This window comes from Desulfocicer vacuolatum DSM 3385 (genome assembly GCF_900176365.1).
Classification (GTDB): domain Bacteria; phylum Desulfobacterota; class Desulfobacteria; order Desulfobacterales; family Desulfobacteraceae; genus Desulfocicer; species Desulfocicer vacuolatum.
The window spans coordinates 210,755-237,336 of sequence record NZ_FWXY01000006.1 but is presented as its reverse complement, the minus strand read 5'-3'; the positions used below and the strand labels follow the sequence as shown (position 1 = coordinate 237,336).

Genomic DNA, 26,582 nt, shown 5'->3' with positions numbered 1-26,582 from the left:
CAGTACCCAGTACCCAGTACCCAGTACCCAGTACCCAGTACCCAGTACCCAGTACCCAGTACCCAGTACCCAGTACCCAGTACCCAGTACCCAGTACCCAGAAATCTACTTTTTTAATATCAAAAAGAAAACAAGGAAATCCAACATGAAGTATAAAAAACGCACCATAACCCTCATACTCCTGGCATGTTCACTCACATTTGCATGGGCTGCCACACCGGAGAAAACCACAAGAATCACCTGGACCACCTATGAAAAAGGGATGGCCATGGCAGAAAAACAAAACAAAAAAATTTTTCTCTATTTCCATGCAGACTGGTGCACATACTGCAAAAAAATGGAGCTGACCACCTTTAAGGATAAAGGGATCATTGATTATCTCAACAAAAATTACATCGCCATCACTGTGGATTCCGACAGAGAAAAAAAAATTGCATCCCGCTTTGGTGTCAGGGGCCTTCCCACCACCTGGTTTCTCAAATCAGACAGTGGAAAATTAAGCAGTATGCCCGGATACATTGACGCCAACCGCCTGCTCACCATACTTAAATTTATTAACACTGAAAGTTATGAAAAAATGAGTTACCAGGATTTTAAGGCAACCCTTTAAATTTTTGCCGAAAATTTAGTTAATATCAAAAAAGGATGACGCCATGCCTATTTATGAATACCATTGTGAAAAATGTGAAACCGTTTTTGAAAAACTTGTTTTTGCCGGGGATGAGGAAGAAATTTTCTGCCCCAAATGCCACAGTAAAGAGGTGAACAAAATCATGAGTGCCTGTAGCTTCATGGGGGCCAGCATAGGCACCTGTGCGGCAGACGCACCCAAGGGATTTTCATGAGCGGGCTGACCTTTTGTGGCAGTTTGTCGCACCCAACCGTTCTATTGTGTCTTTTGTGTCTTTGCTGCACTCAAGTCCGGTCGCTTGTTCATCCGGGCAAGCCTCAGTACTTTATGCACAGAAGTTTTGCCCAGGCCGGGGATGATGATATCCTCAGGTTCTGACACAATCCTATCTTTTGCCTGGAGCCAGGTCTCTTCATCAATAAGCATATATTGATTACTGGCTCTACTTTCCAGTTTTGAGGCAAGGTTCACCGAATTGCCCAAATAGGTAAACTCTGTTTTGATGTAATTGCCAAGAATCATGGCAAAAATTTCCCCGGTACTGATCCCGATGCGAACATTAATCTTTGTATCAGCACCGTACACCGCACCCAATTTACGATTTTTATGCTTTAACGCCCGGTAAATGTCAATGCCCGAGCAGATGGCATCCATGACTTTCTTTGAGGAAATGTGATTCCCATGCTCAAAAATAGCCATGAATCCATCCCCCAGAAATTTATCAATATACCCATTGTACTGATAAATAATCAAAGACATGCGGTCAATGAATTCATCCACCATCTGTATGGTTAAGCTCTCATCGGACATCTTCATCAAGCTGCTGAACCCCACAATATCCACAAAAAGTGTGGTGGCAAAAAGCCGGGTTCTAATTCTCGAACTCTTAAAGGGGGAAAAGCTTCGGCTGAGGCGATTCCTCACAAAAGCAGCATCCTGATAGGCCAGAGAGGAGGACAGCAATTCCCGAGCTTTATATTTATCGATAGTTCTGGCAGCTTCAAAGGAACGAATGATAATATCTTTAATTCCAAGTACCATGCCCATTCTGGCAGATTGGCGAAAAAAATCGTAGGCCCTTTGTTCCTGATCCATTCGATAACAGATCTGTCCCAGCCCATAATATGCATCAGCAGCAATCTCTCCCACTTTTAAATGCTGCGCCTGGGATTGTTGGATGATCTCATTAAATTTTACTTCAGCTAATTCATAATCCAAAATTTCCCCATAAACCTTTGCCGCTAACAGGCCAGCCTGCAACGCCTCCTTAATTAGCCCCTGACTTTTCAAACTCGATTCCAAAGACAGGGCCATATCCAAGGCCTCTCCCATTTGTCGAGCGGCAAACTTAAATTCCGCAGTTTCCAGAGCGCAAATAATACTGCATTTTTCATTGGAAAATATGGAAGAAATCTCTGCGGCTTCTCTGAGGTTTTCCTCATTTTCATGATCCAAAACGCCGATGAGACGTCTGATGCGACTATAATTGATCAAGGCATATGCATATATAATGGCATTGTTTTTTTCAGAAGGAGCCGATTGATAATGTTCCAAACATACTTTTTTTTCATGAATCGCATATCTACTGGCCTGGTGATGCTGACTAAGGAGCAGACTGACCTGGCTTAAGCTGGAATAGATCTCTCCAAGGAACTTATGCAGTTCTGGAAGGGATTTTGCCAATTCCAGAGCACCTGTCAGATAAAATTCAGCATCTTGATAATTCCACTGGGCACGGTGTACATATCCCAATGAAATGTAAATTTTTACCTTCCAGCGACACAAATATTGCTCTTTTTTTCCATCAATGGCATCCAGGGCTTCATCCAGCAACTCTTCTGCCCGCTGGAACAAAAAAACCTTTTGAAAGAAAAGGCTCTTATACCACTTTACAACAGCATTGAGCTCCATTACCTCAATAGATTCAACTGTTTTTTTTTCAAAACAGGCCAAAATCTCAAGAATTTCCCTTGTAGAACCCTCTAATTGAAAAGAATGAAAAACCGCATCAATTTCCTTAATTTTTGTCTGAATTTGAGGAACGGATAAAATCATGGGAAACACTCCCCTTTAAGGACCAGTCAAAAAGATTGACAACTCAAAGGTCCTCTGGTTTTAAATGCAAAACACGTATAGTGCGAACTCAATGCCGGTTTGTCTCCTCCAACACTGCACCGTGGCATTGTCCAAAAGTACCTCTTAAAATCAAGGAGTACCATTGCGCTAAAATATCGGTGAACGTTGACAACCGACGACATCAAGAAGATACATTACCCTTAAGGCCAATGTCTTGGGCAACACGTCTCATGCCGGAAATGGTCTCGGTGATCAATTCGGTTCGATCCATACCCAGCATATCAGCACCTTTGTCAATAATGGAACGATCCACACCCGCAGCAAAACGCTTATCCTTCCACTTTTTTTTAACGGATTTTGCTGTGAGATCCAGGACACTCTTTGAGGGCCGTACCAGGGCAGCACTTGCCACAAGCCCGGTGAGTTCATCCACGGCATACAAGGTTTTTTCCAGACGGGTCCGGGGTTCCACATCGGAACAAATCCCCCATCCATGGCTGACCACCGCACGAATGTAAGTTTCCGGCCAGTTATGTTCCATTAAAATCTCTCGGCATTTTATGCAATGTTCATGGGGATACATTTCATAATCAAGATCATGAACCAGCCCGATCACCTCCCAGGGTTCTTTGTCTTCATTGAATTTGTCTGCAAAATGACCCATCACAGCTTCCACGGAAAGGGCATGACGCAACAGGCTGTCACTTTTATTATAACGCTTAAAAAGAAGTAAGGCATCTTCTCTTGAGGGAATATAGGAATTCATTGCACTCCTTTATAATTGCCACAGGCAGACCGTATTTGGGTCCGGCTCTGCCCACAACCAATATAGAAAATGGTTTTATACCGCCGCCCCCCCGACGGCCAATGGGCCCGGACCGGAACTGTAGACAGCTCAATTGTCCGGTTCCTATTGCCCGTCGGGGGGGGGCAGCTCTGCTGAGGTTGCCTTGGGGGCTGCATTGTATATAAACTGCCATGGGCAGACCGTATTCTGACCTCGGTCAGCCCACAACAAAACTTGAAATCCCCCCCTGATTTGCGGAGTATTTCATATAAAAAAAAAATCATTTATAGTTGCCAAGTCGAGCCCATTGAAAAGATTCACCGGGACACCAGAATAATAACCCGGCACGCCTTCATGAACCCATGGCGTTCCCGGATATTTTCAATTTTATCACCATCGGATTTACTGATAACAATGGATGAATCTCCAAGCCCTCCTTTTCTAAGTGCCTTCACCTGTATGGGATTGTCTCCCACCCACTTCAAAGCTTCAGGGGAATCCATGCGGCACAGATAACGGCACACCCCTTTCTGCACAGCAAACTCACGGCTGACAAAAAGAGCACTGTATATCTTTTGGCCCAGCTCACTGACCACCACAGGATAAAGCACCGGCTCAAACCCGATGGCTGTGGCATCAATGATCAGACCGGTGTATTCCCGTGTATTACCACCGGAGGATGGGCGGGGATTAATGATCTGAAGTGTGGGAATGGATTTAATCTCTTCGGGTAACACCAATTGAAGAAACCCTCCGAATATGGAGGTCTCCAGCATCACGTCAATGCTCCGGTTGGACGTATAGGATTGTTTAACCAGTTTGGCGTCCATGACATTTTTCTCAATGCCGGCAAGAATATGATCATCCGATGCAGCAAGGGTTCCGACACTGAAGTTGCCATAAATATTTAACTGCTTTAAAATCTCAATGAGATTGCGCCTTGCGGCACTCCGGGCCGCACTCAGAATAAAATTCGGGGAATCTGCTTTTTTCCGGTCCGACGGCACCACTTTTCCACCGGCATACACCTTGCCCGTGGTCCAGTTAACATACCCTTGGGGAAACATCTCAATACAGCCATTCTGGGGAATCTCCATGCCCATATTCTGATTGTCCGCCGCCACAATTGTGGAAAAAAAACAAAGCACAAACAGCAGCAGCCGCGGCACCCATGATTTTAACATGGTCCCGGCCATTATTTATACACCTGCCGGGCTGTGAATGCCATGGAGAACCTGTTCCTCTGCCACATTTTTTCCGGAAAACCCCTTTGGAGAGACAAAGGTATCCATATATTCATATACATGGGCAACAGCCTTGCTCACCCTGGCATCATCGGGCAGGGTGGCAGCAATTTTTTCAATGTATTTGCTTTCTTTCACCCATAAAACAGATTGGGGAAAATTTAAATCAAACAGCCAGCTGATCTGCATTAATTTCAAATCATTAAGTCGTTTTATGCAAGCACTTTTAACAAATGTCCCTGCCAGGATGGCGTCAACGGCCCGGGAGCTGAATCCATGGTCATCCACAAGGCCCAGATTAACGGCCCGCTGACTGCCCGGACGGGGATTTGTATAATTTTCAATGACCACCCGCCAGATATCAAGTTTGTCTGCATCCCGGAGCAGGCCCATGAAAAATAACAAGCGATCATCCTCCAGCCGGGGAAGATCTGCGGCATTATGAAAAGCAATGGCTTGCTTAATAAGGTGCTGCTCTTCAGATGACAGGGGAGCCAGTATACCATGGGCATCAATTTCCCGAAGGCTGAGCCGGGCATGGTTTTCCGACTGATGATCCAGAAAAGTTCTATAGGTTTCATACTGTTCAAATCGTCCCAGGTCATGAAAAAGCGCCATGGTTTCAGCCAGCATCATCCCATTCTCATCAAGCCCAAGGCTTTTGCCCAGGGCAAGTATTTCCGTGCACACCCTTAAGGTATGGTCTTTTTTCAGCACCAATGGCTCAGGATCACGGGATCTTTCTATGTATTGATCCGCATATGCCAGAAAAAACTGTTTTAACTGCGCCAGTGTTTCAGACTTCATAAATTTCTTCCGTCCCGAAAAATCAATTGTGATAATTGTTTCCACGCATACCACGGTTATTTAAATTCATCAACCCATACTGTGTAAGGCGTAGTGATTTACGCCGGAATGTGATATGGCTCATAAAATAAGCCAACATATTCCCATGTAAAAGGAGTCCCAACAATGAGTGAATTGCTTTCAACCCGGGAGGTAGCAAAATTTTTAAACATCAACGAAAAAATGGTTTACAGCCTGATTTCCGATAAAGGCCTTCCCGCCACCAAAGTCACCGGAAAATGGCTTTTTCCCATTGATCTGGTGAGACAGTGGATTGAATCCGGGACCATAAACTATCCGGAACCCGCAGCTAAACTTCCCCCTTATCACGGATTGGTGCTCATTGCAGGCAGTAATGACCTGCTTTTAGATGCCATGCTTTCCCATTTTAACAGCCAGTCTCCCCACCACATGGCCCTGTTCGGTTTCACCGGCAGCATGGGAGGTATCAGGGCATTGAGAAAAAACATGTGCCACATTGCCTCAAGTCATCTGGTGGCAGACACCAACGGCCCTGATAAGGAGTATAACTTTCCTTTTCTTGAGAAAGAGATGAATAAAATGCCGGCCGCTGTAAATTTCTGCATGCGTCAACAGGGCCTCCTGGTGCAAAAGGGAAACCCCCGTAACATCAACGGCGTGGAAGACCTGGGGCAGCCCAATATCACCATTGTCAACAGAAATCTTGGAACCGGCACCCGTCAGCTCTTTGACGGAGAACTTAAAAAGGCAGGAATCAAAGGCAGTTCCATTAAAGGCTATGACAGAATTGAAGCAAAGCACATGGACATCGGCCTTGCTGTCTTGTCCGGAAAAGCCGATACCGGCCCCGGAATTAAACCCGTGGCGGAAAAACTGGGCCTTGATTTTATTCCCATATGCTGGGAAAGATTTGACCTTCTCATTTCCAAGGATCGATTTTTTGACAAGGGTATCCAGCTTTTCCTGGGACTTATAAAGGAAGATTTTTTTAAGAAAACAGCAGAAGAAATGGGAGGGTACGACCTGTCACGATCCGGCAGCATGGTTTATCCCCAGTCCGATGAAACTGAGTCCAACTCATCCCCCCAGACATAAAAAACCGGCAGACCCGGTGCAATACAGCAGTAAAAACAAAGGGGGCAGAATCTGTTTCTGCCCCCTTTCCTTGAGATGTTTATCTGATGGAACATTTTACAACATAGCTTTTCACCGCATTTTGAAGCGCCAGCATCTCATGATCCTGAAAAAACCGGTTTTCTTTCTCAAAAAAAACGGGATTCAACACCGATACATTCCGGGAACAATGCTGCAAAATATAATGGGAGGCGCCCTTTATCATCTCCCCGATACCTGCCATTATCTCCAAATCAATAAAAGGCCGAACACAGGTGGTTCTGAACTCATAGGCAGGGGCTTTTTCCATGAGCAGCCCCACCGTCTCCATGAGCGCTTGTTTCTGAAAGCTGCCCTTGACAAGGGAAGGGTACCCGTCAAGGTTACTTTTAATGTCCATGGCCACAAAGTCAACCAGTTGCTGCTCTAACAGTCCTGCCACCATGCGTGGATGACTGCCGTTGGTGTCCAGCTTGATACGGTATCCCATGTTTTTAATTTCAAAACAAAACCCTTGAAGATCCTTTTGAAGGGTTGGTTCGCCGCCGGTGATCACCACCCCGTCCAGGAGCCCTTTTCGTTTTTCCAGAAATGCAAAAAATTCCGACGGTGTAATGCCGTCATCCACATCTGAAACAATTCCCTTTGCAAGGTCCGGATTGTGGCAATAGGGGCAGGTGAAATTACACCCCGATGTAAACGCCACACACGCCACTGTACCGGGAAAATCAATGAGACTGTTTTTCTGAAGCCCGCCCAGAATCATTGGGACTTCCCTCCTCAAGACGCCACTTTAAAGGTTTTTCGCATGCAGAACTCGGTCTGTTTACCGTTGTTCCATTGCTTCACCGGTCGCAGATATCCCACCACCCGGGAGTAAACTTCTGTCTCTTTCCCGCATTTGTGACACACGGCCTCTTCCCCGGCAATGTATCCATGGGAGGCGCACACACTGAAAGTGGGTGTCAGGGTAAAATAGGGCAGTTTATAATTATTGGCCACTTTACGTACCATCTGTTTTACAATTTCCACATCACACACCTCTTCTCCCAGGAACAGATGAAGCACAGTGCCACCGGTATATTTAACCTGGAGACCGTCTTGGAGATCCAGCACCTCAAACACATCATCGGTGTAATTCACCGGCAGATGGGTGGAGTTGGTGTAAAAGGGATCACTGCCCTCTTTGTATTCTGCCTCATTGGCACAGAGAATCTCAGGGTAGCGATTCTTATCCTTCATGGCAAATCGATAGGTGGTTCCTTCGGCCGGGGTGGCTTCCAGGTTAAACATCTCACCGGTTTCCACCTGCATTTTTTCAATTTTGCTCCTCAAATGATCCATGACACGGATGGAAAAGGCCTGTCCCTCTTCCGAGGCAATTCCCTTGCCCATGAAATTAACACAGGCTTCGTTCATGCCAAGCACCCCAATGGTGGAAAAATGGTTGCGCCAGAAACACCCGGCACTTTCTTTAATTTTTCTAAGATAAAATTTTGAATAGGGGTAAAGGTTGCCGTCGGTGAATCGCTCCAGCACCTTGCGCTTGATACTCAGGGATTCTCCGGCAATTTTAACCAACGCATCCAGATGATCCAGAAACTCCTGTTCAGAATTGGAAATATATCCCAGACGGGGCAAATTTATAGTGACAACTCCAATGGAACCGGTGAGGGGATTGGCGCCAAAAAGGCCCCCGCCCCGTTTTTGTAACTCTCTGTTATCCAGACGAAGGCGGCAGCACATGGACCGGGCATCATCCGGAGACATGTCTGAATTCACAAAATTGGAGAAATAGGGAATACCGTACTTACCAGTCATTTTCCAGACATTTTCAAGGTTTTCATTGTCCCAGTTAAAGTCCCGGGTGATATTATAGGTGGGAATGGGAAAGGTGAACACCCGGCCCTTGGCATCGCCTTCCATCATCACCTCGGCAAAGGCGTTGTTGATCATATCCATTTCATGCTGGTAGTCTGCATAGGTGTCCCGGCGGTATTCTCCTCCAATGACCACCGGAGAATCTTTGAGAATGGAGGGCACCACAAGATCCATGGTGATATTGGTAAAGGGTGTCTGAAATCCCACCCGGGTGGGGATGTTGATATTGAACACAAACTCCTGCAGGGCCTGCTTTACCTCTTTGTAACCCAGTTGATCTTCCCGCACAAAGGGTGCCAGCAGGGTATCAAAATTGGACATGGCCTGGGCCCCGGCAGCTTCCCCCTGGAGGGTGTAGAAAAAATTCACCATCTGACCAAGGGCCGTTCGAAAATGTTTGGGAGGTGCACTTTCCACCTTGCCGGACACCCCTTTAAACCCTTCCATTAAAAGATCCTGAAGATCCCACCCCACACAATAGACCGATAAAAGGCTCAAATCATGGATGTGGAGGTCCCCTTTTTCATGGGCTTCCCTGACACTGGGAGGATATATGCGATTGAGCCAGTATTCTGCGGTTATGTCCGATGAGATGTAATTATTAAGCCCCTGGAGAGAATAGCTCATATTGCTGTTCTCCTTTACCTTCCAATCCATGCGGCCAATATAGTTTTCCATGAGATCCAGGTGTTCACGGATGGTTATCTTTCTAATCTGATTGTGCTGCTCCCGGTAAAGGATATACGCTTTGGCTGTTTTGTAAAAAGGAGAATCAAGGAGTACCCGTTCCACAATGTCCTGGATCTCTTCCACCTCGGGACAGACCCCAAGCCGCAGATCCCTGGCAAGGGTGATCACCTTCATGGTCAGTTTCTTGGCCTCTTTTTCATCAAATTCGCCGGTTTCTTTACCTGATTTGGCTATGGCATCACTGATCTTAGATGAGTCAAATTCCGCAATCCTGCCGTCACGTTTTTTTATTTTTTCAAACATTCACCGCTCCCTTGAAATCCCTGATTTTTTATATGAATTATGGCTGTTTTTGAATCGTTTTACCGGTAGTTCTTCATTTATTAAACAGAATACCAGAGGAGGCAAAAATAATCAATATATAGATTTAAGTCAAGCGATAAAACGATATATTGTGTGTTTTTTGAAAAATCAAATCAGACAACGACTTGAAAACATAGGAATAAAAGGCCAAAAAAATCCTTAAAACAGATGGCCGGAGCATCTGCTGTGCTAAAAGCATTTTCAAAGCTGATTTTCTTAATTTTGAGACCTGATTAAAAGGTATTTAAAGGAAGGGATAAGGGGTTTATAGGTGTTCTCACGGCAAAAAAACAAAAAGAAACCGGGCAGGCAGCGCAAATTACCTGTGAAAAGAAAATAAAGACCATACGGTGGGATAAAAAAACAACTCAAATTCATCAACGGGAATGAGAGCCGTTGAGTCTGTCCGGTAAAATTTCCATGAGATGATGAATAATTTTTGCCGTAACCCCCCACACCACCACATCTTCATAGGGGTAGGTCAATTCCTGGATATCCGGATATCTGCCGTTGAATTTTTTATCCCTGTGAATCTGAACAAAATGGCGTAACGGAATTTTAAAAACCCGGGAAATTTCATTTCGATCAAAGTCAATCTCTCCCATTTGGTCCCATATTCCCAGAAATGCTTCGATATCCCTATTATTAATGGTCTGAAAATGGCCAAGGGAGCCCACCACAGTCACCTGCTCCCGGGGAATATTCATCTCTTCTTCAAGCTCACGCAGGGCAGTCTCCTCCCGGTTGAGATCTTCAGGGTCCACATGGCCCCCGGGAAATGCCATCTGGTTACGCCAGGGATATCCCTGGCGGTCGGCTTTCTGGATCAGGAGCAAAAAAGGGTCCGGACGGGCACCGGCCAATGCCATGACACTGGTGGGTTGGAACAGATCGGCATCCGGGGCAAGGGGGTGGCTGGCGTCATTAACAGCGCGACTGAGTAGTTCACGGCAATGGATTTCACGGGATAACATTACATTCAGCTCCTTTCTTTATAACCGCCACGGGCGGACCTTATTCTGATCCGGTTCTGCCCACAACAAAATTTAAAATACACCCCCGGTTTGCGGAGTATTTCTTATAAAACGGGCATGCCCTGTGGAACACAACAAATATAGAAAATGGTATTATACCGCCGCCCCCCGATGGGTAATGGGCCCGGACCGGAACTGTAGACAGCTCAATTGTCCGGTTCCTATTACCCATCGGGGGGCGGCTCTGCTGAAGTTGCCTTGGAGGCTGCATTGTATATAAACTGCCATGGGCAGACCGTATTCTGATCTCGTTCTGCCCACCACAACGCTGGAAATATTACTTAAACAGATTTTAGAAGTCCTGAAATGTCTTGGGAAATTTCTTTTTCCATATCAAACAAATTTTCCTCAGGTCCCCGGGTTTCCACTCGATCCAGGAGCCTGAAAAAAAGATCAACCAGATAATCATTCACCTTTTGTGACACGGTCATGTCCGGCATATCCCAGTAAATGGGGGATTTTTTGTCTGACATGGACCTTAGCACCGTGTGGCAGGCAAATACCACACGCCGGGCCATCCATTCCACACCGGGGTCCAGAAAAGTCACTTCCCCTTCAAACCCGAAGAGACCGCTTTTTTCCAGGCGGTTGAGCTGTTCAAATGCAGCATACCCTGAGGTGCCGGCAAGGACAATCTGGCAGTGACACATGAGATTAGCGGTGCGCTCCAGCCGATCCAGGAGATTGTTTTCCATGAGAAAAGCCATGTTGGCCCGAAGATCTGCCACAGAACTGTCCGGCACAAACATGAGAAAACCGATTTCCGGCTCAATGCCGTGCCTCCGGCAAAGGGCAATGGCCCCGGCCCCGGCCCGGGCCGCTGATTGTTTATTTAAATTGCCAAGCACTCTTTCAGACCCGCTCTCAATGCCCATGAGAAGGGAATTAAAGCCTGCGGCTGTCAATTTTTCCAGAATTTCATCATCCAGGTCTGCCGGACGTGTTTCCATGCCAAAACGGATATTCAAAGGCTCAATAAGCGTCAACAGATCCAGCACCCTTTTTTTACCCCGGCGGCCGGGACCAATGAAATTAGGGTCTGCAAAATAGAAATTTTTCACTCCCCGGGCAACCAGTTGCGACATCTCCAGGGCAATGTTTTCCGGGGTCCGGCCCCGCCATAACGGCCCCTGGTTGTAAAAGGAAGGCACCGGGCAGAAACTGCAATGATTATAACAGCCCCGGCTGGCCAGCACCGTCACCGTCCCCTCCAGGGAGGAGCGCCAAGGAAAAGCAAAGTGATCAGGGTTTTTCTCCGGTGATCGCACCGGGGTTTTTATCAGGCCACCATTTTTCCGGGATGCCAGTCCCTCAATTCCATGAAAGGCCTCTCCCTTGTCAAGGCGGTTTGCCAGTTCCACCAGGGTATGTTCAAACTCCCCCACCGCCACAGAATCCACTGCTGACCACTTCTCCAGAATTTCACCATACACAAGAGTGGGAAAAAAGCCAAACAGATTAATATGGCCGTTAAAGCCCTTTTTTTTCAAATCCTCCAGAAAATCAAAAAATAAAATGGTATGTTCCCAGAAATAGACGGCATTGATACACAATAACGCCGGGGCCGAACAAAGGATTTTCTCCTCGGTTTCCCGGAAACTCCACCCCCCCTGGGCTCCGTCCATGAATCGGGTATGAAATCCGGCCCTGTCCAGTGCAGCTGCGGCATATCCCCCCATGAGACAAGACCACAACGGGGTATTTGCAATGTCATTGAATCTTTTTGTGGAAGGCATTCTGGGATGTTCCAGAACCACTGTGTTTATCATTTTGCAACCTCCATGGCATGTTGATCCAGTTTCAGGCGGGAAAAAACACCGGCACTGTGGCACCGGGCTTCAAATTCATGGAGCAGATGGCTCCCCCGGGCCGGATTGTGGTATACGGGATAAAGTAAATCCGTTTCCGGGTCCAGATGTCCGTCACGGATTAATTTTTGGGTAACGGGGGCACCGGGATAGAGACGGATATGATTAAAAATAACAGCCCCCAGATTACCGGCAGCATGGTGTATGGCAAGGAGTTCATCCAACATCTGTCGAGCCTCTTTCACATGATTTTCTGTTTCTCCGGGCAGATTCACCAGAAAATGGCACATGGTGAGCACCCCTTGTTCTGCCGTCAACCGGGAGGCCTTGAGAATATCCTCCCGGGTCATTTTTTTATTCAAAAGCTCTAATCCATGATCGGTGAGGGCATCCCCGGAAAAGTACACGGCCACCACCCCGGCTTTTTTGGCCAGATCAAGGTTGTCCCGGGTCAGGGAATCCTCCCGGAAAAAACCGGTCCAGGAAAAATCCAGATTCCGGCGTATCAGCTCCCGGCAAAGCGCTTCAAAATGATCTGCCGGACGGTTGAGCACCCCATCTGTGAAATGAAAAAGTTTTATCCCTGCATCCTTATGGAGCAATTCCATCTCATCCACAATTTTGACGGGGCTTCGAAGGCGCATGCGATTCCCTCCTAAGAAGGGATAGAGGCAATAGCCGCACCACAGATCGCACCCCCTTTTTCCCTCAATGCCCATGGCCGCCACATAGGCATTGCCATGGGTATAATCCAGGGGAGGAAAGGCCCCAAGGTCCATGGGCGGGAGGGTATCCATGTCAATCCTGGCCCCGGGGGGATTTAAAACAAGCTCTCCCCCATCCCGCCAGATAATGCCGGGAATGCTTCCATAATCAGGGTCCGGCTGCACAAGTAAGGGAAAAATCAACTCCCCCTCTCCCTTGAGCCCCACATCAAGCTGGGGCACCTCCTCCATGAGGCGCCGGGCAAAAAGTGAAAAAGCAGGGCCACCTGCCAGAACTCTGACATCGGGGAGCTGGTTTTTCACCACCAGGGCCGCTGTTTTTAAAGAAGACAGATAGGATGCCTGATGACCTGCCAGGGGATCAAGATTCCGAAAGGAAAGGGCCACAACATCCGGCCGCTGCTGTGTCAACGCTTCATTAAGTGCAGGCCATGGGTCCACACATATATTCATATCCAGCACCTTTTTTTCCACGCTGTCCGGCACCGTGCCGGAGAGTCGGGAGAGGCCCAGGGGGTACACTTTTTCCCCGGCCCCCAAATGGGAGGTTGGAAGCTGCACAAGTAAAATTTTCATCATAACTCCATATTTCATATAACCGCCACGGGCGGACCTCATTCTGATCCGGATCTGCCCACAACAAAGCTTGAAATACGCCTTAAATTTTCGGAGTATTTCATATAAACTGCCACGGACAGGCCTTATTTTAGAAGCAAAAGCCCCATGTATTTGACATAATCCATTTTTTTCTGCACAGGTTTTAACCGCACCCCGGCCCGGGCTGCGGTTTCATAGACATCTATGCCCGAGGCTTCCATGGCAGGACGGGCCAGATCATGGTGACGACAGGTGTCGTCATCGCTACATCGGGGGCATAAGGTGCAGGGGCCTGCCCCGAAAACAAAGGCTTTGTGAAATCCTGCCATAAATGCTGTTTTTTCCAGGGCCAGCAATTTTTCATGAAACGCCTTTCCCGGAGGAGTTCCCTCCAGAAGAATCAGGGTTTCATAACTGTCTATCATCTCCCGGGTCTCTTTATGGGACATGCCCCGGGGTGGACATTGCAGATTTTTCCCAAACCCGTCACACCCCCATTGACATTTTTTGCGCACCCACGGGGCTGTCACCACGGTGTCAGGGGATATGCCCACGGCACGCTCAAATCCATGGTTTCGGGCAATGTTTATCCATGCCTTGAGGGGATCTCCGGCCTTGCCGCTGCCACCTGCCACCATGAGGGAGGTATCCGTATCAAGGTCAATGATCTCACACGGTGTCATCCCGCCGGATTTAAGCCAGCGTGCAATATCCCGGGCCTCATGGCAACACCCATTATAAGTGTTGAGCATCATAGTTAAATCATAGAGTGCCCCTTTTTCAGGATTTTTTCCTGCCCTGTCCGGAAAATAGTCATGGATCAGTATAACGCCGTGATCGGACAGGAGAGAGATGGCCTTTTCAAGGAGTTCCCGGGCTTCTTGCGGGCCATAGGCATGGAGAAAATTACTCAACATCACCACCCCGAATTTCTCATCAAATGAATGACTCCTGAAATCCCCCTCCATTGTTTCAATGCAATTCCAATCGGATGTTTCGGGATAGAGCTCATGGGCCGCCTCAATGACCTCGGGAAGTTCAAATAACACGGCATTGCATTGCGGTATCAATGGCAGCAGCGCCCGAAGCATGCTGCCGGCACCTCCGCCAACATCCAGAAAGGGCCCTTTAAGGGGCTCAGATTTTAATATCTGTGCAATGTTCCGGGCCTTTTCCTTTACCAGGGTATCCATGGCGGTGACATAGCGAAGATTTCTTGCCCTGTAATCTTTGTTTGAAATTTTTTCCAGTGCCGCAGAATCGTCACAATCCCGGGACAAGCGCTCTTTCCGGGAGACCCGGCAAGCAAGACGGGACCAGTTGGGCTGCATGTACCGTCGATAAAGAAAAAAATCCCCCATATAGGTCTCTTTTCCGGGAACCAGACAGAAAGAGGCCAATGAAGTGTTGAACCAGACATCTCCATACCGGGCCACCAGGGCCATTTTTTCCAGGGCTCTTAAAAGACGAAACAGGGCATCCCCATGACAGTCCGCAACATGGGAAAGCCCGTCAATAGTGACACCTTCCTTGTCCAGGTGCTCAAACAGATTCAGCTCCAGGGAGGCAAAAAGGACTTCAGAATACCAGTATGCCGTGGCCAGATCTTCCAGGTACTGGAAATTTTTATGGGTGGGATCTGAGTTTTGAAAATCAAGACATGTCACAGGAAGTACCTCCCAATGGATGGTACGCCCATGTTTAAAGGAACTATTTGAAAAAACAAACAGGTGTGATACCCGCTCATAGGGCCTCCGTATAAGCTCGGCATGCAAAAATCCCCACGCCGATGATTCATCGACCCGGGGATTTACCGTCTCTCCGAAAGCCTTTTATTTACACTGGTCCAACAGATATTCTGACTTGTGATTCTTCCTACTTGCCGCGCCTTCCCATGCAGTTTCGATCCTTAACAGCACAGTGACATTTATGCAGCGTTCGTCCTCACTTACAGCGGCGGGTCCGTCCCGGAATTGCACCGGGTTCCCTGGGGACAGCGATCTCAGTAATATGAAAAAACAATACCACAACAGCGACCTTTGTCAACCAAAGAGAAACAGTGCAAATCCTGTTACCGGGTATCATTTGCCTTTTAAAGGGATGACATGTTAATAAAGACACCAAACCCTTGGCAACCATCCCTCAACATTTAAGGAGAAAAAATATGTCAATCTACCGTTTTAATGAAAAAAGCCCCCAATTGGATTCCACTGCCTATGTGGCCCCCGGTGCCACCCTGATTGGAGATGTGACCCTGGCGGCAAACGCATCGGTGTGGTTCAACTGTGTTCTTCGGGGGGATTGTGATTCTATTATTGTAGGCGAAAATTCCAATATCCAGGATCTCACCATGTGCCATGCCGATTACGATGTACCCCTTATCATCGGCAAAGGCGTGACCATCGGCCACAATTGTGTGATCCATGGATGCCGCATTGAAGATGACTGTCTCATCGGCATGGGAGCCGTGGTGATGAACCACGCCGTCATCGGTCGGGGTTCCATTGTGGCGGCAGGCTCCGTGGTGCTGGAAAAAACAGTTATACCACCATTCTCACTGGTGACAGGGGTCCCCGGCAAGGTAAAAACCCAGATGGATGAATCCGTACTTGAAGTGCTTCAAATGCCGGCGGAAAACTATGCCCAGCGGGCCGTGGATTATTCCTCTGATAAATTTGAAAAAATCGGATAATGGATAAATCGCAACCCAACAACCCCTTACACGGCATTTCTCTGGAACAGATTGTAAACAGCCTGGTGGAACACTATGGCTGGAATGAGCTGGGGCACCGCATTGATATCCGGTGTTTCAACCACGACCCCTCTGTGAAGTCCAGCCTTAAATTTTTGAGAAAAACCCCCTGGGCAAGGAAAAAAGTGGAAACCTTGTACATCGGCTTAAAAAAGTGGGTAGGATGACAACCATTTTCACACCAAGTCACCCATTATTTAACACTGCAGCGGCACTTTGCCAACTTAAGTATAATTCAGACATAAATATTGATGCTCATGGGTTGTTACTCACATCAAAACAGGGTCGATCTATAAGAAATACCCCGCAAACAGGGGGTGTATTTCAAGCTTTGTTGTAGGGGGAACCGAATCAGAATACGGTCTGCCCGGGGCAGTTACAAAAATGTCGCTGTGGCGTTAAGAATTCCGGAATTATTTATTTTCAACCGTTGTTGCGGGCGGCTGCAAGATCAGCAAATGACCCGCCCATGTCAGTTATTCAATGAGAATAATCTGCATATCCATGACATTGGTCCGGGTGGGACCGGTGATGAAAAGATCCCCCAGTTCCCGGAAAAACCCATGGGAATTATTTTCTGCCAGAAATTTTGCAGCAGACATCCCAAGTGCCCGGGCACGGCCAAGGGTGGAGGCATGGGCAAAGGCCCCTGCGGCATTTGTGGGGCCGTCGGTACCGTCCGTTCCTGCGGACAGCATCACCACATTTTCCATATCCTTCATGACCATGGCGGCGGAAAGGGCCAGTTCCATATTTCGCCCCCCTGTTCCCCTGCCCCTGACCACCACCGTGGTTTCCCCCCCGGACAGGAGACAGGCAGGTTTTACAACAGGCCGGTTGGCAAGTTTCACTTCAGCTGCCACGGCACAAAGCACCTTTGCAACTTCCCCCGCCTCCCCCTGGATCATGGAGGAGAGCACCATGGGATGATACCCTGCCTTTATTGCCTGCTCTTCTGCGGCATTTAAAGCATGTGAAATATTGCCGACAATATAGTTATCAATCCTTTCAAACAGGGAATCACCCGGTTTCGGGGTCTCTAAAATTTTCCCCGAAATTCCGGCTTCAATGTAACTGCGAACAGACAACGGAACCCTTTCCAATAGATTGTAACACTGCAATATATCCCGGCACTCATCAAAGGTACTGGTATCCGGGGTTGTCATGCCCGAGGCTATGATACCCAGATCATCCCCAATGACATCGGACAAAATCAGGGAGACTACACGGGCCCCCCCGGCCTTTTCACACAATTGCCCCCCTTTTATGCGGGACAGATGTTTGCGGATGGTGTTGATTTCATGGATGGTGGCTCCGCAGGACAACAAAAGACGGGTGGTTTCCTGCTTATCCGTCAGGCTGATTCCCTTGGCCGGAGCCGGGGTAAGCGCCGAGCCACCACCGGAAATCATGCACACAATCAGATCCCGGGGACCGGCACTGGACACCAGGGATAAAAGTTCATCTGTGGCCCTGCAGCCGTTTTTGTCGGGCAGCGGGTGACCGGCCTCCATTAAACGGCATTTGGTCAGGGGCACCCCATGATCATATTTGGTGATCACCACACCGTCGTGGATGTGATCCCCCAGGATCTTTTCCCCGGCCCGGACCATGGCAGCCGAGGCTTTTCCTGCACCGATGAGATAAATGCGCCGGATTTCATCCAGGTAAAAGGAACTGTCTTTGATGCGCAGCACATTATTGACCAGAACCAGATTCTTTCCAACGCAGACTTCAGGGTCAACCGCCAAAATGCCTGCCTTAAAAATATTGGCGGCTGTTTTTTTCATTGTTTGAAATCTTTTCATCATTGCGGCTCCTTTCTGTGCTGCCTGAAACCCGGTTTTGCAGACATTGATACCCGGATTGCTTATTTTGACACCCGGGTGGTACCGTCACCGGCGGTGATAACTTTAACCCTGTCCCCGGGAGCCATGATCACATCGGCCTCCTGAACCACCACAATGAGGGGCCACTGTCAAAAATTACACCTGAAAATGGGCATCCATCAGTTAAATCTCTGCGGCCAGAAAAGCGCCCTGGGAAATGGCAGCTTTGGCATCCAGCTCCCCGGCTTTGTGGGCACCACCGATGATGTGGCAGGAAATGGACATCTCTTCAAGCGCATGTGCCAGTTCCACCCGGGACTCCTGACCGGCACAGATCACCACATGATCCACTGCCAGCACTTTTTTATTTCCATCATGGACAATGTGCAGCCCCCGGTCATCAAATTTTTCATAAACAACCCCGGCCATCATCTCCACCCCCCGTTGTTTTAGTACGGACCGGTGAATCCATCCGGTGGTCTTCCCCAGCCCGGCCCCGGGCTTTGTCTCCTTTCTCTGGAGCAGATAAACAGTTCTGGAAGAACCGGTCTCCCCACATGATTGAACTCTTCCTGGGTCAACCGGGAAAAGCCCCCCGGGAAAACGATAAGTTCGATCCACCCCCCACTCCTTTAAAAAGGCATCCCCATCCAGGCTGGTGGATTTTCCCCGGTGAGTCAACAATGTGGCCACATCAAATCCAATGCCACCGGCACCGATGATGGCCACCCGGGCCCCCAATGTGTCACTATTTTGAATGGCCTGTATGTAGGAAACCACCCGGGGATCATCACTTCCCGGAAATACCGCTTGTCTTGGCACCACACCCGTGGCAATGACAATTTCATCAAATTTTCTCTGATCATTGTCCCCTTCCCCGGGAGCATGGGAAAGAATGTCCTCCAATGTGACTTTTCTCCCCAGAACCAGACAAACACCCAGTTTTTCCAACTGTCTTCGAAAATATGCCAGGGTTTCATGAAACTCCTCTTTACCCGGAATCATCACCGCCAGATTGAGCAGCCCGCCAATGTCCGGTTGCCGGTCAAACAAGGTAATCTGATGGCCCCGCCGGGCCGCATGCAAGGCAAAGGAAAGGCCTGCCGGTCCAGCCCCCACCACGGCAATATTTTTCATCGCAGCAGCGGGCTCAATCAGCAGTTCTGTTTCATGGCAGGCCCGGGGATTAACCAGGCAGGAACACACCTTGCCCTGGAAAATATGATCCAGGCAGGCCTGATTGCAACCGATGCACACATTGATATCCCGGGGCCTGTTCTGCCGGGCTTTTTCCATGAAATCGGGGTCAGCCAGAAAAGGACGGGCCATGGACACCACATCGGCCTGGCCCTCTGCCAGCACTTTTTCTGCGATTTCCGGTGTATTGATGCGGTTACTGGTCACCAGGGGCAACGACACTGCCCCCTTTAATTTTTCTGTCACCCAGGCAAAGGCGGCCCGGGGAACCATGCCAGCAATGGTGGGAATCCGGGCCTCGTGCCAGCCAATGCCCGTGGAGATAATGGTGGCACCGGCTTTTTCCATCTCCCGGGCCAGTAAAATAACCTCATCCAGAGTGCTGCCCCCCGGCATGAGATCCAGCATGGACAGGCGGTAAATAATGATAAATTTTTTCCCCACCTGCTGCCGCACCCGGCTTACAATTTCCAGGGCAAAACGGATGCGATTCTCATAGCTGCCCCCCCATCGGTCGTTGCGCAGATTGGTGACCTTTGAAACAAATTGATTGATGAGATAGCCTTCGGAACCCATGATTTCCACACCGTCATATCCGGCCTGCCTGGCCAGGCCTGCACAATGAACAAAATCCTGGATCTGTTTTTCAATCTCTTCTTCATTCAATTCCCTGGGGGTGAAAAAATTAATGGGGGCCATGACAGCCGAAGGGGCCACCAGATGTTCATGAAAGGCATAGCGGCCGGTGTGAAGAATCTGCATGGCGATTTTGCCGCCATTGTCATGCACGGCCCGGGTGATCATACCATGATGTATCATTTCGGATTCATTGGTGAGCATGGCCCCGTGATCTGCCACACACCCTTCCCTGTTAGGGGCAATGCCACCGGTGATGATAAGCCCCACCCCGCCCTTTGCCCGCTGACCAAAATAAGCAGCCATACGCTCAAACCCACCGGGAATCTCTTCAAGTCCCGTGTGCATGGAGCCCATGACGGCTCTATTTTTCAATGTTGTAAATCCCAGATCAAGGGGCTTGAACAGATGGGGAAACAGTGCATGTTCCATGTCTTTAATCTCCATAAATAAGATTTAGTGCCGATTCAACATCAGGGGAAAAACTTAAGTTTATGACTGTCACAGCGTATGGGGCCATGGGAGAGCTAAGGATCAATCCTCCTGCAATTAAACAATACCCATGCAAATCAATCAAGGGATGTTATTTTTTTATACATTATTAAGAGATTGAATTCAATCAAAATAAGTTGACTTTAACACCCCCTTTTTGTTAGAGTTTTAATCTGTTTTCCAGACAAATCCCTGGGAATTCAAAGCAGCTACACGGTGTAAAATCACATCCGGGCTTCACAGTTAACCGGTCCATGGAGCAAAAATGCAAAATATCCTCATTGTTGATGACATGAAGGTTAATCTGAAGGTACTTGAGGTCCTGTTGTCCCGCAACGGGTATAATACCACCGCTGCATTGAGTGGCAAAGATGCCATGGACCTGCTCCGGGTAAAACCTGTGGATCTTATTATTTCCGATATTCTCATGCCTGAAATGGATGGATTTCAATTTTGTCGTCTCTGCAAACTCGATGAAAACCTCAAACACATTCCCTTTATATTCTATTCATCCACCCACACCGAATCCACAGCCAGAAAGCTTGCCGGAAAAGTGGGGGCAAAGGCCTTTATCACCAAACCGGCTGATCCGGCCATGCTGCTTAAAACCATTGACACCATCCTTGACGGCCGGGATCTTCTCCTTGACGACCATGAAGAATCCATGGCCGACAATGCATCCGCCACAAAAACATACAATGGGCCGGATACCGGTCCTTCCGGGGATCAAAACATCTGCCGGGCATTGCTTAAAAACATTCCCTGTGCCGTGTGGACCGTTAATTCCGGGGGCAACATCACCTATATCAGCCCTGCTGTGGAGAGCATCACAGGGTTTGCCATGGAACATCTTTTGAAAACAGGCAAAAGACAATGGTTGACAAGGGTCCATCCCGACCATGTGCAAAGTGTGAAAGATGCTTATAAAAATCTTTACCGAAACCGCATTGCCCTGGACATTGAATACTGTTTTGAGTGCCGGAACGGCGAATTCATCTGGCTCCATGAAAAGTCAGGGCTGCCCTACACAAAAAAAGGCATTCAATATGTTGACGGCGTCTCCCTGGATATCTCGGAAAAAAAATTTCTCCAGGCCCACCGGATGGAATCCAGGGAACGTCAGACCATGCAGACCTTCAGCCAGGGGATTGCCCGGGATCTGAACACCTTTATCACCGGTATAACCGGCTACATTGAACTGTCCGGTATGGCCTGTACAACACCCTCTGAACAGCAAGATTTTCTCACCGGGGCACTGGAAATCGCCCAAAGGGCATCGCAACTGACCCGGCAATTGGCGACCCTGTCCGACCGGCATTCCCCCACAATGGAAAAAGTCCTGCTGTCAGAGGTGATAACCGCAGCCACCCATGGGGTGTTTGACAGCACCGGGATAGACCTCAAACTGGACATTCCCACGGATCTGTGGCCCTGCCGGGTGGACCCCGGGCCCATGACCCGGGCCATGACCAATGTACTTTTAAATGCAAAAGAATCCCTGGGTACAAACGGATTCATTGAAGTCGTTGTACAAAATTTATCTGTTAAAAAAATAGAGTTCATGTCCAACACAGCTTTAAGCCCCGGAGATTACACAAAGATAACCATACGGGACAATGGCCGGGGAATTAAAACAGAGCACCTCCACCGCATTTTTCAACCTTATTTTACCACAAAACCCCGGAAAACCTCACAGGGCAAAGGGCTTGGACTTACCATGAGCCAAGCTGTCATCACCCGGCATGGCGGTGTTATTACAGCAACCTCCCCCGGGGAGGCAGGCACCACCATGAACATATACATTCCCGCATCCAGAACCACTGCCATTACAAAGTCCTCCCGATTTCCGGGTCCGGCGACGGATAGAATACTCATGGTGGATGACGATGAAACAGTGCAGCCCATCACCTGCCAAATCCTTGAACGTGAGGGATTCCAGGTGACCTGTGTCAAAACCGAAACAGATGCCGTCAAAACCTGCAAAAATGCCATGACAGACAATCTTCCCTTCAGCCTGGTGATTGTAAATCTCATGGCCGATGAAAATAAAATCCCCGGACTCACCATACTGAAACAGCTGAAAACAATGCATCCGGACCTGCCGTGCATTGCCTCAAGCATATACACCGATGATGCTCTCATGCAGCAATACAAACACCACGGTTTCAATGTCATCCTGCCCCAACCCCATGCTGCCGGAGAACTTGTGGCAGCCGTGAGACAACTGTTGAGGGCCCCCACCGGATAAAATCCCCAGACCGGCTTGCACCATGAATTGCCAGCGAACACCGATGACATAAGCACCTTTGAAAAACCATCCGGCAACCCATTTGGAACAGATACACCCGGAACACCAGGGAAGACAACGGAGAACAGAGATGAAAAACAGTAACAATGCCACCATCCTCATAGTTGACGACACAAAAACAAATGTTGATGTGCTGGTTCACACCCTGAAAGGGCAGTACAAGCTGGGGGTGGCCCTTAATGGAAAAGATGCCGTCCGTTTTGCTACCACCCACCATCCCCAGCTGATTTTGCTGGATATTATCATGCCGGAAATGGACGGATTCCAGGTGTGCCGGACATTAAAAGCAAACCCTGAAACCCGTGGGATCCCCATTATTTTTATCACCGCCATGGACAATGAGATCCACAGAAGAAAATGCATTGAATGCGGCGGGGCAGATTACATCACCAAGCCTTTTGTGGCCGCTGAAATAAAACAAAAAATTCGCCATCACATTACACCGGCCTGATTCAAACCCCATTCATAAAATCACCCCATATCCCATGACTTCAATCATTTTACCAAGAGAGACAGACAGCTAATGGAACAACACCTTCATGACGGCACTGCAGTCCCAGGGGAATACCATGGAAAAATACTGAAGGGAAACCACAGCCGGGCTCTAAAAACCTATATTTCAGACACCATTTTAAGGATACAAGGCTTTGAACAGACCCCAATTCCTGTGATTCCCTATCTGTCTGCCTGGCAGGAACAGGAAAATACCATGTGGTATGAATTTGCCGGACAAGATTTTTGCACCCTCATGCAATGTTCCCCGGACGCAATGGCAGAAACTTTTAGAAACAGCATTGTTGAACGACGGGTTTACAACTACCGGGAAACCGACAAAGGCCAGATCAACACCCAGACAATTGATTCCTCAGAACTGCCCCATTGGCGAAAAGGCCTGCGTGAAGAAGGGAAAAAAACGGGAAAAACCGAAGCGGTTTACAAAGTAAAACTCCCGGATGGATCCATTGTGTGGCTCAAGGATCAAGCCACGGTAAAATCCTTTGACACAGACCGCATCCACATCTCTTCGGGGTGCCTGACCCCGGTCACCAAGGAGATGGAAGCCGAAGAAGAGCTCATCAGAACCCGGAATAAACTGGAAAAAAATGCCCGGGCATTAAAACTTGCCAAAGAAATCCAGGACAAAAATTCAAAAGAGTTATCCCTTGCCATTGAAGCGGTGGAAACCGCCAGAAAGGAGGCGGAAAAAGCCAACAGAGCCAAAAGCGAGTTCCTGGCCGTGATCAGCCATGAAATCCGAAATCCCATGAACGGCATCCTTGGCACCTGCGACCTGATCATGACAGATGAACTATCCCCCCGGCAGAGCGAATATCTCGGCATCATCAAAAGCGCTGCCATATCCCTTTTGGGGCTCATCAATGATATCCTTGATTTTTCTAAAATCGAGGCCGGAAAGCTGGCCTTCATGGAAACCCCTTTTACCATACGGGAGGTGATTGAAGATGTGTCAGACCTTTTTCTGGAACTGGTGTCCAAAAAAAGACTGGAACTGGTGCTGGATATCCACCCGGACGTTCCTGACACAGTGATCTCCGATCCCATGCGCCTTCGCCAGGTGCTCATCAACCTGACATCCAATGCACTGAAATTTACGGAAAAAGGGGAAATCATCATTGGGGTGACCCCACGCCAAAACAACGGCTCCCATGCAGACCTGGAATTCCATGTCACAGACACCGGTATCGGCATTGCACCGGAACACCAGGAAAACCTGTTTGACTCTTTTACCCAGGTAAATGATCCGGAAAAGCAGGAATCCGGCGGCACTGGACTGGGGCTTGCCATCTCCCGGCAGATCGTCACCATGATGAACGGCTCCATCTGGGTGGAAAGCACCCCGGGCAAGGGAAGTGCCTTTTATTTTAAAGCGCCCTTTAAATGCCCGTCCCCGTCCCGGGAACCGTCACTGACGGTTCCTAAAGCCTTTGCCCGGTACAATGCCCTTGTTGTGGCTGGCAACAGCAGCAGTCAACAGGTACTTAAGCGACTGCTCCACGCCTGGGGATTTAAAGTATCTGTGGCAATGTCCGGGGATGAGGCCCTTGCCATGCTGACACCAAAAGAGTCAGGCCCCCCCTTTGAATTGATCCTCATGGACATGGCACTGGACGCGCTTGAGCCTGCCCACGGCCTGGCAAAATTAACACAATTTTCACCACGGTCACTTTTCATTGCCCTCATCAACACGGGCCGGGAAAAAGAGCTCCGGCGTGCCATGGATCTTGGCATAAAAAGCTCCTTGACCAAACCCCTGAAACAAGCCTTGCTCCTGGAGACCGTCAAACAGGGCCTTGGGTTTCCCACAAAGGCCCTTGATGCAGGCACCACAACTGCCCCGCCCGGGGAACGGTTTTTAAATACCCGGGTACTTATTGTGGAGGACAACATCATCAATTTAAAAATCGGGGCAGAAATGCTTCGCCTGGCAGGGGTTGAGGTGGATACGGCCCAAAACGGCATGGAAGCGGTTGAAAAAGTTCAGAGCACAACCTATGATGCCCTGCTCATTGACATACAAATGCCCTTATTGGACGGCATTGAAGCTTCCCAGGTCATCCGGCAGAAATTTTCCAGCCATGATCTGCCCATCATTGCCATGAGTGCCCATGCCAAATCCATAAAATGGAAAGCATGCCTGGCAGCAGGTATCAATGATTATATTCTCAAACCGTTTAATAAAAAAGATCTGCTGGCGGTTCTCAAAAAACAGTTGGGATACCGCCATGGCATTGCCCCTGTGATTCCCCCGGAAACGACCCGGGAAAAAACAGACATACCTGCAATGGAAACATTGTCCCCCCTGAACCTCCGGGAAGGCATTGATCGTCTGGGGGGAGACCCCCGGATTTTTGCCGATATACTGTGGGATTTCTGTGAAGAACATGCCGCCTTTTACATCACAATGAAAAATTATCTTAAAAACAATGATTTCCAGGGGGCCGCCACCCTGGCCCATTCCATTAAAGGGGCTTCCGGCAATATTTCCGCCCCCCGTCTGTTTGGGGCGGCAAGGGATCTGGAACAGGCATGCTGGGACAAAAAAGAAGATAAAATAAAACAACTGCTTCCCCGGGCAAAGGAAGCTTTTTTGCAGGTGTATGATGCGGCCCGGCAATTTATGACTCAAATTTCACAGGATGACGACACCACCCGGGGCCCCTCCCGGGAACAAGCAAGGACAAGTAATGCCCCACACACCGTTTTACCCCAAATGGAAGCATTGCTGGAAAGCCTGGAGAGTTTTGACCCCATTGCGTCCGAGACCCTATTCAAAGAAATTGAGCCGCTGGTGCCCGCTGTGGAAAAAGAAAAAATGAATCTCCTGGCAAAGCATATTCAAAATTACCAATTTGATGATGCCCGCACCGTACTGGAATCGCTCATGGGTACCTTGACTTACCCATGAAATAGAGATAACGGGCATGATGGACAACAGATCCCATGCAACTCCAGGCATCCTTCATATACCGTTAAAAGTACGTTACACTTTTTAAAAACGATCACCGAAAAATGGGGGTTCCCCCTGCGAAAGTGTAAAGTAAAAAGAAAAGGCAACCGATTTCGGCATTT

Annotated in this window: 21 protein-coding genes and 1 riboswitch; of the genes, 9 read left to right on the top strand and 12 right to left on the bottom strand. The window is 48.6% G+C overall.

The window, feature by feature from the left end:
• Positions 1-145 precede the first annotated feature (145 nt).
• A complete protein-coding gene (locus B9A32_RS07760) occupies positions 146-610 on the top strand; it encodes a thioredoxin family protein (RefSeq protein ID WP_084068216.1) in 465 nt (154 codons plus the stop codon).
• Positions 611-653: 43 nt separating this feature from the next.
• Positions 654-845 (top strand): FmdB family zinc ribbon protein, encoded by a 192-nt coding sequence (locus B9A32_RS07755; protein ID WP_084068215.1) that lies wholly within the window; start codon positions 654-656, stop codon positions 843-845.
• 41 nt (positions 846-886) lie between these two features.
• Here B9A32_RS07755 and B9A32_RS07750 read toward each other — a convergent pair whose 3' ends face one another.
• From B9A32_RS07750 to B9A32_RS07735, 4 genes are all read right to left on the bottom strand, one after another.
• Entirely contained in the window at positions 887-2,686 is a 1,800-nt protein-coding gene (locus tag B9A32_RS07750; protein WP_084068214.1) for an adenylate/guanylate cyclase domain-containing protein, read from the bottom strand.
• Positions 2,687-2,888: 202 nt separating this feature from the next.
• Positions 2,889-3,473, bottom strand: a complete 585-nt coding sequence (locus B9A32_RS07745; RefSeq protein WP_084068213.1) for a hydrolase — start codon at positions 3,471-3,473, stop codon at positions 2,889-2,891.
• Between the two features lie 338 nt (positions 3,474-3,811).
• Positions 3,812-4,690 (bottom strand): hypothetical protein, encoded by an 879-nt coding sequence (locus B9A32_RS07740; protein ID WP_084068212.1) that lies wholly within the window; start codon positions 4,688-4,690, stop codon positions 3,812-3,814.
• Positions 4,691-4,693: 3 nt separating this feature from the next.
• Complete coding sequence (locus tag B9A32_RS07735) at positions 4,694-5,545, bottom strand: HD domain-containing protein (RefSeq protein ID WP_084068210.1); 852 nt, start codon at positions 5,543-5,545, stop codon at positions 4,694-4,696.
• A gap of 165 nt (positions 5,546-5,710) precedes the next feature.
• On the opposite strand from B9A32_RS07735, the gene B9A32_RS07730 reads away from it, so the two are divergent.
• Positions 5,711-6,661, top strand: a complete 951-nt coding sequence (locus B9A32_RS07730; RefSeq protein ID WP_084068208.1) for a helix-turn-helix transcriptional regulator — start codon at positions 5,711-5,713, stop codon at positions 6,659-6,661.
• 79 nt (positions 6,662-6,740) lie between these two features.
• Here B9A32_RS07730 and B9A32_RS07725 read toward each other — a convergent pair whose 3' ends face one another.
• The 6 genes from B9A32_RS07725 to B9A32_RS07700 all read right to left on the bottom strand — a co-directional run bounded on the left by B9A32_RS07725 (position 6,741) and on the right by B9A32_RS07700 (position 15,444).
• On the bottom strand, positions 6,741-7,445 hold the full coding sequence (locus B9A32_RS07725) for an anaerobic ribonucleoside-triphosphate reductase activating protein (RefSeq protein ID WP_084068205.1): 705 nt from the start codon (positions 7,443-7,445) through the stop codon (positions 6,741-6,743).
• Positions 7,446-7,459: 14 nt separating this feature from the next.
• Positions 7,460-9,553 (bottom strand): ribonucleoside triphosphate reductase, encoded by a 2,094-nt coding sequence (locus B9A32_RS07720; protein WP_084068202.1) that lies wholly within the window; start codon positions 9,551-9,553, stop codon positions 7,460-7,462.
• Between the two features lie 437 nt (positions 9,554-9,990).
• A complete protein-coding gene (locus B9A32_RS07715) occupies positions 9,991-10,587 on the bottom strand; it encodes an NUDIX hydrolase (protein ID WP_084068199.1) in 597 nt (198 codons plus the stop codon).
• A gap of 341 nt (positions 10,588-10,928) precedes the next feature.
• The gene (locus tag B9A32_RS07710) at positions 10,929-12,416 is read right to left on the bottom strand and encodes a B12-binding domain-containing radical SAM protein (RefSeq protein ID WP_084068196.1); all 1,488 of its coding nucleotides are present in this window, start codon (positions 12,414-12,416) and stop codon (positions 10,929-10,931) included.
• Positions 12,413-13,759, bottom strand: coding sequence for a B12-binding domain-containing radical SAM protein (locus B9A32_RS07705; protein ID WP_212637856.1), 1,347 nt, complete (start codon positions 13,757-13,759; stop codon positions 12,413-12,415). The genes B9A32_RS07710 and B9A32_RS07705 overlap by 4 nt, the downstream gene beginning before the upstream one ends.
• 122 nt (positions 13,760-13,881) lie before the next feature.
• A complete protein-coding gene (locus B9A32_RS07700; RefSeq protein ID WP_170923753.1) occupies positions 13,882-15,444 on the bottom strand; it encodes a DUF2284 domain-containing protein in 1,563 nt (520 codons plus the stop codon).
• Between the two features lie 164 nt (positions 15,445-15,608).
• A riboswitch (cobalamin riboswitch) is annotated at positions 15,609-15,821 on the bottom strand.
• 120 nt (positions 15,822-15,941) lie between these two features.
• On the opposite strand from B9A32_RS07700, the gene B9A32_RS07695 reads away from it, so the two are divergent.
• Complete coding sequence (locus tag B9A32_RS07695) at positions 15,942-16,469, top strand: gamma carbonic anhydrase family protein (RefSeq protein WP_084068188.1); 528 nt, start codon at positions 15,942-15,944, stop codon at positions 16,467-16,469.
• A complete protein-coding gene (locus tag B9A32_RS07690) occupies positions 16,469-16,696 on the top strand; it encodes a VF530 family protein (protein ID WP_084068185.1) in 228 nt (75 codons plus the stop codon). Before B9A32_RS07695 ends, B9A32_RS07690 begins: the two co-directional genes overlap by 1 nt.
• Before the next feature lie 309 nt (positions 16,697-17,005).
• Here the strand turns inward: B9A32_RS07690 and B9A32_RS07685 are convergent, their stop codons facing one another.
• Positions 17,006-18,319: a glycerate kinase type-2 family protein gene (locus B9A32_RS07685; RefSeq protein ID WP_084068233.1), complete on the bottom strand. Its 1,314-nt coding sequence runs from the start codon at positions 18,317-18,319 to the stop codon at positions 17,006-17,008.
• Positions 18,320-18,322: 3 nt separating this feature from the next.
• On the opposite strand from B9A32_RS07685, the gene B9A32_RS21330 reads away from it, so the two are divergent.
• A complete protein-coding gene (locus B9A32_RS21330; RefSeq protein WP_170923752.1) occupies positions 18,323-18,484 on the top strand; it encodes a hypothetical protein in 162 nt (53 codons plus the stop codon).
• 57 nt (positions 18,485-18,541) lie between these two features.
• Here B9A32_RS21330 and B9A32_RS07680 read toward each other — a convergent pair whose 3' ends face one another.
• Positions 18,542-20,623 (bottom strand): NADPH-dependent 2,4-dienoyl-CoA reductase, encoded by a 2,082-nt coding sequence (locus tag B9A32_RS07680; protein ID WP_084068182.1) that lies wholly within the window; start codon positions 20,621-20,623, stop codon positions 18,542-18,544.
• Between the two features lie 325 nt (positions 20,624-20,948).
• On the opposite strand from B9A32_RS07680, the gene B9A32_RS07675 reads away from it, so the two are divergent.
• From B9A32_RS07675 to B9A32_RS07665, 3 genes are all read left to right on the top strand, one after another.
• Positions 20,949-22,931 carry an ATP-binding response regulator gene (locus tag B9A32_RS07675; protein ID WP_084068180.1) on the top strand — a complete coding sequence of 661 codons (1,983 nt, stop codon included), beginning with the start codon at positions 20,949-20,951 and terminating at the stop codon, positions 22,929-22,931.
• Positions 22,932-23,061: 130 nt separating this feature from the next.
• Positions 23,062-23,442, top strand: coding sequence for a response regulator (locus B9A32_RS07670; RefSeq protein ID WP_084068177.1), 381 nt, complete (start codon positions 23,062-23,064; stop codon positions 23,440-23,442).
• A gap of 72 nt (positions 23,443-23,514) precedes the next feature.
• The gene (locus B9A32_RS07665; protein ID WP_084068174.1) at positions 23,515-26,418 is read left to right on the top strand and encodes a hybrid sensor histidine kinase/response regulator; all 2,904 of its coding nucleotides are present in this window, start codon (positions 23,515-23,517) and stop codon (positions 26,416-26,418) included.
• Positions 26,419-26,582 lie beyond the last annotated feature (164 nt).